The sequence below is a fragment of the Nocardiopsis deserti genome, assembly GCF_008638355.1.
GTDB classification, from domain to species: domain Bacteria; phylum Actinomycetota; class Actinomycetes; order Streptosporangiales; family Streptosporangiaceae; genus Nocardiopsis; species Nocardiopsis alborubida.
In genome coordinates this window covers 152,589-166,653 of the sequence record NZ_VWVS01000004.1, presented here as the reverse complement: position 1 = coordinate 166,653, position 14,065 = coordinate 152,589, and the positions used below count along the sequence as shown (strand labels likewise).

Genomic DNA, 14,065 nt, shown 5'->3' with positions numbered 1-14,065 from the left:
GCATGGGCTACGACTCGCTGGTCAACCGGGGAGAGTACTTCTCCGCCCACTACCTGGCCGAGGTGCTGCCCAAGCACCTCAAGGGCAAGGACGGCCCCTTCAAGGAGTGGGCCGAGCGCGAGAGCGCCGAGAACAAGCTGCCCAGGGAGGAGCGCTCGCCCGGGCCGGTGACCCCGCGCCAGGGGCTGCGCCAGCTCAAGGGGCGCTACTTCGCCGACCGCCAGGCCCTCGCCGACTTCACCGAACGGCTGCGCGAGGGCGAGGGCACGCCGGGCCCCGCCGCGGTCGCCGCCCAGACCGAACGCCTGCACGCCCTGCACCGCGACGTGCTCACCGCGCTCGGCTTCACCCCCAAGGACGCACCCGCCGAGAGCCTCTTCGAGCACGGCGACCAGCCCGTCCCCGTCCGCCTGGCCCTGCACGAGACCACCGTGGCCGCCGTCGAGTGCGGCTGGGCCCCCGACACCGACGCCGCCATGGACCCCGACGGCGCCGGATGGCTCCTGGACCCGGTGGACCTCGGCGGCCGCGAGCGGATCACCCTGGGTACCAAGCTGGTGTCCTGGCTCTTCGCCCGCGACGAGAACCTGCGCTACGTCCTCGTCCTCGCGGGCGGCGTGGTCGTCCTCGCCGACCGCTCGGTGTGGGGCGAGGGCCGCTACCTGGCCGTCAGCCTGGACACCGCCCTGGGCCGGGGTGACAACGACGAACTCGGCACCATCGCCGCGCTCTTCGGCGCCCAGGCGCTCCTGCCCTCGGAGGACGGCGGAGCCGAGGCCATCGCCACCCTCGTCGACGCCTCCCGCCAGCACGCCGTGGGCGTGTCCAAGGAGCTGCGCGAGGGCCTGCAGCGCTCGGTCGAGATCATCGCCAACGAGGTCCTGGCCCGGCTGCGCGACCAGAAAGTGGATCCCGAGCGGATCGACACCCGTACCAGCCGCACCTTCGCCGACGAACTGGCCCGCCAGTCGCTGCGCTACCTCTACCGGATCCTGTTCCTGCTCTACGCCGAGGCCCGCCCCGAGCTGGGCGTGGTGCCCGCCAAGGACGAGGCGTACGTGCGCGGGTACAGCATGGCGCGTCTGGGCGACCTGGTCGTCAACGACCTGGTGGGGGAGGAGGCGCGGGGCAGCACGCACCTGTACCAGTCGCTGGACCTGCTGTTCCGCATGGTCAACGAGGGCCACAACCCGCGCGGGCACGTCCTGGACCAGGAGGAGGCCGAGGGGCTGTCGGAGGGCGACGGGCTGCGCTTCGAACCGCTGAGGGCCGACCTGTTCGACCCCGAGCGCACGCGGCTGATCGGTAGGCGGCTACCGCACCCGGACGACGACCCCGACGAGCCGACCATGGAGCCGCTGGACACCCGGCTGCGCAACGAGGCCCTGCACCAGGTGCTGCGCAGGCTGATGATCTCCCGCGGTAACAGGAGGGGGCGCGGCGGGTTCATCTCCTACGCCCAGCTCGGCATCAACCAGCTCGGCGCGGTGTACGAGGGGCTGATGTCCTACACCGGGTTCATCGCCAAGGAGGAGCTGTACGAGGCGGCCAAGAACGGCGACCCGTCCGGCGGGTCGTGGATGGTGCCGCACTCGAAGGTCGATGACTACAGCGACGACGTGTGGGTGCGCGTCAAGGACGAGAACGGCAAGTCCACCAAGGACAGCCCCATGGTGGTCTACAAGCCGGGATCGTTCGTGTACCGCCTGGCCGGGCGGGACCGGGAGACCAGCGCGTCGTACTACACCCCCGAGTCGCTGACCCAGCTGACCGTGCAGCTCACGCTGAGGGAGAGGTTGGACCAGGACGGGACGACCACCCCGGCGAGGGAACTGCTGGAGTGGACCATCTGCGAGCCCGCGCTGGGGTCGGGCGCGTTCCTGAACGAGGCCATCAACCAGGTGGCGGCCGAGTACCTCAAGCGCGCGCAGGCCGAGCGCGGCGAGGAGCTGGACCCCGAGCGCTACGCGGTGGAGCTCCAGAAGGTCAAGGCCTACATCGCCCTGCACCGGGCGTACGGGGTGGACCTCAACGGCACGGCCGTGGAGCTGGCGGAGGTGTCGCTGTGGCTGAACGTGATGTACCCGGGGTTGCAGGCCCCGTGGTTCGGTCTGCACCTGCGACGCGGTAACTCGTTGATCGGGGCGGGGCGGCGGCTGTACGACCCGGAGACGGTGAAGAAGGGCGAGTGGCTCAAGAGCGCGCCGGTGGACCAGCCGTTCCGGGACGGGGACATCTCGGAGGGGTACATCCACCACTTCCTGCTGCCCGCGCAGGGGTGGGGGAGTGTGGCCGCCGAGAAGGAGGCCAAGGCTCTCGCTCCGGAGGACACCGCGAAGCTGGGTGCGTGGCGGCGCGCGATGCGCCGCAAACCCAAGACGACGGGGAAGAACTCGCAGTTCCGGCGCTTGCAGGCGCTGTCGCGGCGAGCTGAGTTCCTGTGGGGGCTGGTGATCCGGCGGCTGGAGCTGTCCGAGCGGGAGATCAGTCGGCGGGTTGACGTGTACGGGGCGGACTGGATCGACCAGCCCGAGCACGCCATCCCGAGGGAGGAGGTGCTCGCGAACCTCACGGAGAAGGGCACCCCGTACTGGCGGCTCAAGACGCTGATGGACGCCTGGTGCGCGCTGTGGTTCTGGCCGGTGCAGAAGGCCGGGCTGCTGGACGGCAGCGATGAGGTGTACCAGCGGCTCGGGCACACCTTGGAGTTGAGCAGCGCTGGCGGTAACGACTCGCTCTTCGGTTCAGCCCGGGAAAGCTTGGACCTGGCGGACCTGGAGAAGTGGCTCAAGTTCGCCGAGGCCCTGTTGGGCTCCCAGGACATCCCGGAGGGGACCCTGTTCAGTGAGATCGAGACCTTGGCTGATCTCGACGCTGCTGAGGAATCTCTTGCTCCGCTCATGGCGATGAAGGACGAGTTCCGTCTGGGAGAAAGCTTTCCCTGGCTTCACGAGGTTGAGAACCTCACCGAACGGCATGGCTTCTTCCACTGGGAAATCCAGTTCGCTCACCTCTTCAAGAGCCGAGGCGGTTTCGACATCCAGGTCGGAAATCCCCCGTGGGTGCGGCCTAACTGGGATAAAGATTCTGTTCTCGCTGAGTTTGACCCCTGGTTTAAGCTATTTGAGCATTCTTCTGCTGGCTTTAGGAAAGCCAGGGAAGGCGTGGCGCTTAAATCAAAACACAATGCAAGGTACTTTCTTGATGAGCTCGCTTCAGTGGCTGGCCTGAGTGATTTCCTGGCTGACGTGTCGACTTATCGCCTTCTGGTGGGAACTCGCCCGGATCTCTATCGAGCATTTATGTGCACCGCTTGGTCAAATATGAACCCCGTTGGCGTCGCTGGCCTTGTTCATCCTGTATCTCATATGTCTGGAACAAGAGAGTCTTCTCTGAGGTCTGCCGCTTATCAGAGGATTAAGTTTCACCTGCATTTTTCTAACGAAAAGAATCTTTTCTCTGATGTGAACAACAAGTCCTACTTTGCTGTAAATATCTATACTTCTTCCTCTGAAGTTGATTTCATTGCTTGCAGCTTTCTTTATGAAGCTGAAGTTTTCTTGCGATCTCTTGTGCATGACGGGGGAGGGGAGTCGCCCGGGGTGAAGCATGGAGGGTCTTGGGATACCCGTCCGCACCGTGAGCGGCTGATTCGTGTTGACGAGGCGATGTTGAGTCGCTGGGACAAGTTAACAGTTGGGGATGACTCAAGCGCTACTCCTTTGTTGTATCCAGTAAGTAATGCTGAGGCTGGGGCTATCGAGGTCCTGTCTAGGATTAAGTCCCGTTTGGGCGACGGTCGCCCATTTATTTCGTCTGGATATAATGAGGCTAACTCTAAGAGGGATGGTCTGATTGAATGGGGCACAATGCATCCATCAAGCCTCAGTGATGTCGTCCTTCAGGGCCCTCATTTTTCGCAGGGAAACATGTTCACCAAAAATCCGAACATTCCTTGTAAAAGCAATAAAGATTGGTCTGCTTGGGATCTAAATAATTTGCCTGAAAATGCGATTCCAGTATCCAACTATGTGCGTGTTTGTGGTGTGAGTGATTATTTGGCTGCCCAAGACGTATGGGATGGTAGGCGCTACACCGAATATTTCCGCTTGGCGTGGCGTGCAATGGTTCCTTTGCCGAACGAGCGAAGCCTTTTTGCTGCGCTTATTCCTCCGGGGCCTGTGCATGTGAACGCGGTTTATTCAATGTGGGTTCGTGATAATCGAACTACGGTTCTGAATGCTGGGTTCTGGGCTTCTCTTCCCTTGGACTACCTGTTGCGCATCACTGGTCGTTCTCATCTCCAAGTGGCGGAGGCGCATAAGATGCCTGCGCCTACTTTTGGTCACCCTCTCGAAGCTGCACTATTGATTCGCGCCATGCGTCTAAATTGCCTTACCGGCGCTTACGCGTCACTCTGGAGCGATCTTTATAGCGATTCCTGGAGGCAGGAATCTTGGGCAGTGGACTGGCTAGGCCTCGCCCTCCTTGGTGAGGTCGGTCCTGATTGGGGATATGCCTCACCACTGCGAACCGAGCATGAGCGCCGTGCTGCACTCGTTGAACTCGATGCTCTGGTTTCTGTCTGGCTTGGTATCAGTGCTGATGAGTTGGTTGCTATTTACAAGTCCCGTTACCCGGTCCTGTATGACTATGAAGCAGGCATCCACTTCGATGCCAATGGTCGCAAGATTGCAGGTAGCTATCACACCTACGGCTACGGGCAGACGAAGGAAGACTTCCTTCAGTTGCAGAATTATCTGGAGACCAGAGATCCTGCTGATGTCCCCGAGGGCTACGCCGCGCCCTTCTACAAGGCTGACCGGGAACGCGAGTACCGCGAGGCACACGCCCACTTCACGGAAATCGTCGAGCGTGCCAAGCGCGACGGCACCTGGGACGGGGAGGTCTGACCGTGCAGCCCACGCTCGCCGCCGCCGAGGTCAAGCGCAACATCACCCAGTACCTCTCCACGACCTTCGCGCTCGCTGACGAACCCGTCCGCGAGGGTCTAGAGGCCTTCTTCAACGATCCCCGCCAGGGCATCTTCCGGGGCCCCTACCTCCGCGTCCGGACGCCCTTCCGCCACTCCGACGACTCCTGGCACGAGCACCTGGAATGGCGTCCGGCCGGGTTCAGGCCCTTCCTCCACCAGGCCAAGGCCTTCCAGCGCCTATCCACCCTCCACGGCCCCGCCGAGCCCACCCTCATCACCACCGGCACCGGCTCCGGCAAGACCGAGTCCTTCCTCATCCCCCTCCTGGACCACTGCCGTCGCGAGCGCGCCTTGGGCAACACCGGCATCAAGGCCGTTCTGCTCTACCCGATGAACGCCCTGGCCACCGACCAGGCCCAGCGCCTCAACGAGTACCTCTCCGACCCGGCCCTGGCCCAGGTCACCGCAGGCCTCTACATCGGCGACACCCCCGAGACCGGCTACCCGCGCGTGACCACCGCCCGCGCGCAGATCCGCCGCCAGCGCCCCGACATCCTCATCACCAACTACAAGATGCTCGACCTGCTCCTCCAGCGCGAGCAGGACCTTCCCCTCTGGAAGGACTCCGCCCTCACCTACGTCGTCGTGGACGAGTTCCACACCTACGACGGCGCCCAGGGCACCGACGTGGCCATGCTGCTGCGCCGCCTGTCCGCCGCCACCGGCAACGCCCGGCCGGGCCGCCCGCTGGGCGCCATCTGCCCGGTCGCCACCAGCGCCACCCTCGGCCAGGACGGCAAGGACGGCGCCAGCACCGCCAGCAACACGGGAGCCCACAACCCCGGCGCCCCCGGCAGCGACATCCCCACCCCGGCTGACCGCATCCGCGAGGTCGCCGCGACCGTCTTCGCCACCGAGTTCGGGCCCGACTCCGTGGTGGGCGAGGACCGCCTGTCCGTCGACGAGTTCATCCCCAAACTCGAATACGAGCTGCCGGTACCCGACCCGGTCGTGGTCGCGCGCATCAAGGACCCGCACAGCGACGAGACCGCCATGGGCCGCATCATGGCCGCCTTCACGAGTCGCGACGATCTCACCCCGCGCGAACTCGGCGCCGTCCTGCGCACACACATCCTCACCAAGGCCGTCCTGCACATCCTCGACGGCACGGTCGCGCCCATGGACAGGGTCCTGGAGGAGATCCCCGACCGCGGTGCCTACGCCTGGGGCCGCGCGCTGAGCAGCGCCCCCGAACTCGCCGCCGAGGCCCTGGCCCGCTACGTCGCCCTGCTCTCCACCGCCCGCGACCCCGACGCCCCCGAGGACGGGCCCGACCGCCCCCTGGTCACCGTCGAGACCCACCTGTGGGTCCGCTCGGTCTCGCGCCTGCTGCGCGCCGTCGCCGACAGGCCCTCCTTCGCCTGGCACGGTGAGACCCTGCCAGCCCTGGGCGCGGAGACCACCGGCGCCGACCTCGGCCGCACCAACCTGCCCGCCGTGTACTGCCGCCACTGCGGGCGCTCCGGCTGGGCCGCCGTTTCCCCGGAATCCTCGCCCTCGGACCTGGTCACCGACCCCGACAAGGTCTACCGGGGCGCGATCTCCAGCAAGAAGTACGTGCGCTCCCTCATCCGGGCCAGCCGCGCAGAGGCCAAGGAGCGCCCGGCCGGGACCCTGGTGCTCAACTCCTCGGGCACGCACCTGCGCCCCGTGGACGCCGCCGACATCACCAAGCACGAGACCGGGCAGCTCGACGGGGTGTTCGTCCTCGCCGACCTCGGCCACACCAAGGAGTCCTTCCGGGCCGCCGAGAACGACCGCTGCCCGGCCTGCGACGCCGACCAGGGCACCCGCTTCCTGGGTTCGGGCCTGGCCGCGCTCGCCTCGGTGGCCGTCACCGAGCTGTTCACCGGCGGGCAGCTCGCCCACGACGGCGAGGTCCCCAAGACGCTGATGTTCAGCGACTCGGTGCAGGACGCCGCCCACCGGGCCGGGTTCGTCTCCAACCGCTCCTACACCTTCTCCGCGCGCGCCCTGCTGGCCTCGCGCCTGCCCGCCGACGGTTCGCCCATCGACCTCAACGACCTCATCGCCGACACCGTCGAGCACGCCGAGGACCCCTCCTACCTGGCGTGCGTGGTCCCGCCGGACATGCACGACCTGCCCGGCATCGACCGGCTGTTGGCGGGGGAGAGCGGCGGCGGCACCCGTGAGTGGGACCTGGTCGGCGAGCGCCTGGCCTTCACCGCCGTGCTGGAGTTCGGGCTGCGCTCCCGGCAGGGCCGCACCCTGGAGCTGACCCGCACCGCGGCCGCCCAGGTCCGCCTGGACGAGCCCGACCGCATCGCCGCGCTGGCCCGCGACATCCTCCAGCACAGCGGCGACCAGCTCGGCGAGCGCCTCGACCTGTCCGTCTTCCGGGGGTACGTGCGCGGCCTGCTGGAGCGCGTGCGCACCCGGGGCGGCATCGGACACCACTGGCTCGACCCCTGGGTCCACAACGCGGGCACCAGGCGCTTCGGCACCATCTGGGGCCAGCGCCCCGACGGCATGCCCGCCTTCCCCAAGCCCCGGGGCGGCTCCGGACTGCCCGCTCCGCGCTTCCTCACCGACCAGCGCAAGGAGCGCAGCGAGTTCGACTCCGTCGCCGGAAGCGGCACCTGGTACCAGGACTGGACCGTGCGCTGCCTCCAGGTCAAGGCCGACACCGTGCCCCGCTACCTGGGCCGGCTCCTGGACGTGCTGCACGACGAGGGCCTCCTCACCCGCACCGCCGCCGCCGACGGCTCCACCCGGATCTACGGCCTCACCCCCGGGCACGTCCAGGTCCGGGCACTGACCGATGGAGAGGCCGTCGTCACCGGCGGCCTGCGCTGCCACGTCTGCAACTGGCGCCAGACCGTCCACCCCGACCACAGCGCCGACTGGGAGGCCGCGGCCTGCCCCCGCTACCGGTGCACCGGCCGCCTCACCGTCGACGAGGACCGCCGCTTCAGCGACGACTACTACCGCCGCCTCTACCGGGAGGCCCAGCCCTTCCGGATCACCACCGCCGAGCACACCGGCCAGCTCACCCGCGCCCAGCGCGAGCGCGTGGAGGACTCCTTCAAGCGCGGCACCCGCTACACCGACCCCAACGTCCTGTCGGCCACCCCCACCCTGGAACTGGGCATCGACATCGGCGCCCTGTCCGCCGTCCTGCTGGGCTCGCTGCCCACCGGACCGGCCAACTACGTCCAGCGCGCCGGACGGGCCGGACGCCGCTCGGGCAACGCCTTCCTGCTCACCCTGGTCGGCCGCCGCGCCCGCGAGCGGTACTACCTGGAGGAGCCCCTGGACATGATCGCCGGGCAGATCGCCCCTCCCGGCAGCTTCCCCTCTGCGGTGGAGATCCTGCGCCGCCAGTACGCCGCCCACCTGCTCGACCTGGCCGCGCGCGGCGACCTGACCGGCGTCCCCGCGCTGCCCGGCCGCGCCGCCGACCTGTTCGGCGACCTGGGCTGGCTGCGCGGCTTCACCGAGAGCGCCCTGGCCTCCGGGGACCGACTCGTCACGGGCTTCCTCGGCCTGTTCGACGGAGCCGGAGCCGAGGTGGACACCGACGCCGCCGACCAGCTGCGCCACTACGCCACCGTCGGCCTGAAGGAGACCGTCGCCCGGGCCGAGGAGGTCTGGGCCGCGCGCCTGAACGACCTGCGCGAACGCGTGGAGACCGTCACCCGCTCCATCGACGCCCTGCTCGACTCCGACAAGGAGCAGAAGCGCCGCAAGCGAGCCCTCCAGGCCGAGCGCACCGCCGTGCGCAAGCGCATCGGCGAGATCGGCCGCACCAGCGCCCACGGCGCCTTGGTCGACCTGGGCGTGCTGCCCAACTACTCCCTCGTGGACGGCGCGACCGAACTGGAGGCCACCCTCACCTGGGAGGAGCGCAGCGCCGAGGGCGACCGCGACTTCCGCACCGAGGTGCGCGAGTACAAGCGCCCCGCCGCGCGCGCCCTCACCGAGTTCGCCCCCGGCAACCACTACTACGTGCGCGGTTACCGGCACACCGTGGACGGGCTCGACATCGGCTCCATGACCCGCCCGGCCTGGCGGGACTGGCGGGTCTGCCCGGGCTGCGGGTACGTGCGCACCGACAACGCCGCCGCGGACACCTCCCCCTGTCCCCGCTGCGACAACACCGTCATCGCCGACCGCAGCAGCCTCTACCGGGTTCTGGAGCCCACCCGGGTCTACGCCCGCGACCGCCGCGAGGACGCCCTGATCCGCGACGAACACGACGAGCGCCAGCGCGTCTTCTACGAGACCGCCACGGCCGTGGACATCCCCGAGGACGCGATCGCGCCCGGGGCCTGGCGCCACTCCGGGCGGGTGTTCGGCGTGGAGTTCACCCGCGAGGCGGTCATCCGCCGCTTCAACCTCGGCGCGCTGCGCATGAACCGGCCCGCCACGGTCACCTTCGCCGGAAGCGAGGTCACCCCGACCCCGTTCCAGGTCTGCCGCGCCTGCGGCGGCGCCACCGCCGACGAGGCCGTGAACGCCACCAGCAGCCTGCTCGGCAGCTCCTACGACGCCAGGCCCGGCTACCACCGCCCCTGGTGCCCGCAGCGGCGCGGCGACGAGGTCGAGCACGAGCGGATCATCCTCGCGCACACGCTGCGCACCGAGGCGCTGCGCATCCTGCTGCCGGTGGCCACCGTGCACACCGCCGAGCGCATCGTCAGCTTCAAGGCCGCGCTCATGGCCGGGTTCGCCCGCGTCTACGGCGGAGCCCTGGACCACCTGGCCGCGACCGTGGCCACCATGCCCGACGAGCAGACCGGCCACCGGCGCCGCTACCTCGTCATCCACGACACCCTGCCCGGCGGCAGCGGCTACCTCAACCCCCGCTCCGGGGACGAGGGCATCCGCGAGGTCCTCACCGCGGCCCACCAGGTCGTCGCCGACTGCTCCTGCAAGGACCAGGAGGGCCGGGCCGCCTGCCACCGCTGCCTGCTCGCCCACGTCAGCGACCGCGAGTTCCCGCACGCCGACCGGCTGCTCGCCCAGGAGATGCTGGAGGACCTGCTGGAGGACTGGCAGACCGACAGCATCGCCCGCACCGACGACATCTCCCTGTGGGACCAGGTCGAGAGCGAGTTGGAGGCCCGCTTCCTCCAGGCGCTCCAGCGCTGGGCCAAGGCCCCCGACGCGGGGCGCTCCTTCGAGCTGGGCGGCAGGGTCAACGGCCGCCGCAGCGCGGTCCTGCGCCTGATCGGCCCCGGCGGCGGCGTCATCGGCTGGGAGGTGCTGTTCCAGAACACCATCAAGGGCACCCGCCCCGACGTGGTCTTCCGCCGCCTGGACACCGGTGGCGACCAGGTCGCCCTCTACCTGGACGGCTACACCTACCACGCCTCGCCCGAGCACAACCGGATCGCCGACGACGCCGACAAGCGCGCCCGCCTGCGCGCCCACGGCATCACGGTCTTCCAGCTCAACTGGGACGACCTGGACCACCTGGACGGCAAGAAGGTCCCGCACCCGGCCTGGGAGCCCTACGGGCCCAACGCACGCATGCAGGCCCAAGGGAGCTACCGCGCGCAGGGAGGCGACCCCAGGAACCTCGACGAGACGGTCTGGGACAGCCCCGCCCGGATGCTGTTCTCCTACCTCGGCGACCCCGACCCCAAGGCCTGGGCCCAGCGGGCCACGGCCGCCGTCACCGGGACCATGCGCACCACCGGGGTGGAGCACGCCGGTGGCGGGGCGGTCGAGCTCACCCCGCACGTGGTCCCGGCCCTGCGCGGCGGCCCCCTGCCCAAGCGGACCCCGGGCCAGGGCTGCGTCCTCATCCGGGCCACCGACGACGCCGGATGCCGGGTGGTCCTGGTCGCCAACAAGGCCAAGGAGACCATCAGCGCCTTCACGGTCCTCGACGACCGCGACGAGGCGTTGACCGCCGACCCCGACGCGCACCGGCGCCGCTGGAAGGCCTGGCTGTACTGGGGCAACCTCGTGCAGTTCCTCACCCGCGAGGGCGGCGACGCCGGGCAGTTCGCGATCAGCACCCTGGACGCCCTCGACGCCGCCGTGCTCTCGGCCGTGGGTGGCGACGGGCTTGACGACAGCCTCGCCCGCCAGCCCCTGGACCCGGCCGAGGCCGAGGAGCTGTTCGGCGACACCCTCGTCAGCACCCGGTTCCAGGAGAGCGGTCTGGAGCTGGGGCTGGCCACTCTGGCCGCCACCACGGCCGAGTCGACCGCGGTCCCCTCCGCCACCGAACCCGGGCCGGAGGTGTCCGCCGACGGTGCCCACACCGTGGAGATCACCGTCGACCCCGGCTGGGACCAGGTCAGGGAGCTGATGGAGCCCGACGAACCCGGCCTGGTCACCCTCGCGGGAGAACTGGCCCGGCGGGGCGTCCCCGCCCCGGAGGCGGGCTACGAACTCGAAGGCCCGGGGCTGTGGCCCGCCGAACTGGCCTGGCCCGAGCAGAAGGTGGCCGTGCTGCTGTCCGCCGAACTGATCGGCAACGCCGAGGACCGCGCCCGCGGCGGGGAGGCCTACGCCCGGGCGGGCTGGCACGTGCGGGAGGCGAACCAGTGGGATGTGTCGGAGCTGGCGCGGATACTGACCGGTGACGACGACGGTGACGCTGGCGCGGGCTCCGGCAGGGGCGACGACGACACGACGACGGTGAAGGGATGAGCGTGCAGGACAAGGCCACGCTGAGGCTGCTGGACAAGGCCGACAAGGAGATCCGCAAGCTCCCCCGCAACGTCAAGGGGGCGCTCTACGACTTCCAGTACAAGTTCCGGGAGAACCCCACGGCCCCGGGGCTGCACTTCAAGGCGCTCAAGGGACACGACCGGCTCTTCTCCGCCAGGCTCATCCAGGACTACCGGGTGATCCTGTTCCACGTCGGCAACCAGGACTACATCCTCGTCGCCCTGCGCCCGCGCGGGGAGGTCTACGAGCACCTGGACCGGTTCCGCTTCGAGATCAACGCGGTGACCGGCGCCCTGGAGATCTTCGACGTGGTCGCCTCGGCCGAGGCGAGCGCCCCGGAGGAGGAACCGGCTCCCGTCCCCGCCCAGGAGGCCCCGGCGCCACCGGCACCGGAACCGGCGGCCCCCGCCGAGCCGGTCGAGCTGAGCGAGGCGGCCAAACCGGCCGACACAGGGCCCCGCCCCCTCCTGGCCGACTACAGCGAGGAGCAGCTGCGCGAGTTGGGTGTGGCCGACGGACTCATCTCCCTCGCGCTGACGATCACCTCCGAGAGCAGGCTGCTCGGCCTGGTCGAGTACGCTCCCCGGCACACCGAGGAGGTCCTGCTCGCCCTCGCCGACGGGCGCGACTTCGACGAGGTGATGGAGGAGGTCACCCGCCCGGTCGTCGCCCCCGAGCCCGTCGACACCACCGACTACGCCGCGGCCCTGGCGCGTCCCGCCACCCGGGTCACCACCTCCGACACCGAGCTCCAGCAGGTGCTGGAGGACGACTTCGCCGCGTGGAAGGTGTTCCTGCACCCCACCCAGCGCAAGCTCGTCAACCGCGTGTACAAGGGTCCGGCGCGCGTGAGCGGCGGCCCCGGCACGGGCAAGACCATCGTCGCCCTGCACCGGGTCAAGTACCTGGTCGAGCGGCTGCCCAAGGGCTTCACCAAGCCCGTACTGTTGACCACCTTCAACAAGAACCTCGCCGCAGACCTGCGCCGCCGCATGCTGGACCTGGGCGGGCAGGAGCTCCTGGACCGGGTCGACATCGTCAACATCGACCAGCTCGCCTCCAGGATCGTCAGCGAGAGCGGTCAGGGCAGGCAGCGCCGCCGCACCGTCAACGACCAGCAGGCCGCCCGCGAGTGGGAGGACATGCTCGTCGAACTCGGCGAGCAGAACTGGGACGCCGACTTCCTCAACGCCGAGTGGAGCCAGGTGATCCTGGGCCAGAGCGTGCGCAGCCGTTCCGAGTACTTCCGGGCCCGCCGGGCCGGGCGCGGGCAGCGCGTCAGCCGAGCCCAGCGCGCCGAGATCTGGCAGCTCGTGGAGCGCTTCACCATGCGCCTGGAGGAGAGGGGCGTGTGGACCTTCCGCCAGGTCGCCGAGGCCGCCGCCAGGGTGGAGGGGGACCGGGCCGCCAAGATCCGCGCCAACCGCGAGCGCGAGGCCAGGCACGGCGGTCCGATGCTGCACCACCAGGACCAGTCCTTCGCCAGCCTGCGGTTCCGCTACGAGCACGTGGTCGTGGACGAGGCCCAGGACCTCAACCCCGCCCACTGGACGCTGCTGCGTGCGATGGTCGACCACAAGGACGACGACATCTTTCTGGTGGGCGACACCCACCAGCGCATCTACGGCAACCAGGTGTCCCTGGGCAGCCTGGGCATCAACATCGTGGGCCGTGCCTCCCGCCTGACCCTCAGCTACCGCACCACCCGGGAGATCCTGGGCTCGGCGCTGGGGCTGTTGGGGGAGGAGACCTGGGACGACCTGGACGAGGGCACCGACACCCTGCGGGGCTACCGGTCGGTGCTGCGCGGTCCCCGGCCCGCCTTCCGCGGAGCCGACACCTGGGAGGCCGAGATGCGGGCCCTCGTGGGCCGAATCCGGGCGATCCGGGAGCGCTCGGAGGCCGAGGGCAAGGTGCCCTCCATCGCGGTGGCCGTGCCCACAGGGGAGATGGTCAGTGAGATGGAGCGGGAACTGGTCCGGGCCGGGATCAGCGCCGCCTCCCTGGGACGGGAGGGGCCGCCGCCCGGCAAGGAGGAGTCGGTGCACGTGGGCACCCTGCACCGGTACAAGGGGCTGGAGTACCAGCACGTGCTCGTCGCCGGTATCACCGAGGGGTTGGTGCCCGGGGCCTACCTTGAGCGCTACAGGGACAGCGACGGGCCGCGCTACCGCAAGGAGATGCAGCAGGCGCGTTCACTGCTGTTCGTGGCGGCTACAAGGGCCCGGGACTCGTTGGTGGTGTCCTGGCACGGGGAGCCGAGCCGGTTCCTACCCCCGAACGCGGCGGAGCTGGCCGCCGAGGCCGAGAAGGCGGAGAGGGCGGAGAAGCCCGAGGGCGACGCTTTCGAGGACGGGGGCCTGTTCAAACCCCCGGGCGCGCTGCTGTAGGGGGAGCGGGATGTGAGTGGGCCCCGGT

Annotated in this window: 3 protein-coding genes; all 3 read left to right on the top strand. The window is 69.2% G+C overall.

Features of this window, described 5'->3' with window-relative positions; genetic code table 11:
* Nucleotides 1-2 precede the first annotated feature (2 nt).
* From FYW99_RS31755 to FYW99_RS13530, 3 genes are read left to right on the top strand one after another with little or no spacing between them, the layout of a single operon-like run.
* Complete coding sequence (locus tag FYW99_RS31755; RefSeq protein WP_190394648.1) at nt 3-4,913, top strand: Eco57I restriction-modification methylase domain-containing protein; 4,911 nt, start codon at nt 3-5, stop codon at nt 4,911-4,913.
* A 2-nt stretch (nt 4,914-4,915) separates the two neighbouring features.
* Nucleotides 4,916-11,626: a DEAD/DEAH box helicase gene (locus FYW99_RS13535; RefSeq protein ID WP_190394647.1), complete on the top strand. Its 6,711-nt coding sequence runs from the start codon at nt 4,916-4,918 to the stop codon at nt 11,624-11,626.
* Nucleotides 11,623-14,037 (top strand): UvrD-helicase domain-containing protein, encoded by a 2,415-nt coding sequence (locus tag FYW99_RS13530; protein ID WP_150252403.1) that lies wholly within the window; start codon nt 11,623-11,625, stop codon nt 14,035-14,037. The genes FYW99_RS13535 and FYW99_RS13530 overlap by 4 nt, the downstream gene beginning before the upstream one ends.
* Nucleotides 14,038-14,065: the final 28 nt, after the last annotated feature.

Coding starts and splice junctions, on each gene's coding strand:
- FYW99_RS31755 (WP_190394648.1), top strand. CDS start 3: ATGGGCTACGACTCGCTGGTCAACCGGGGAGAGTACTTCTCCGCCCAC.
- FYW99_RS13530 (WP_150252403.1), top strand. CDS start 11,623: ATGAGCGTGCAGGACAAGGCCACGCTGAGGCTGCTGGACAAGGCCGAC.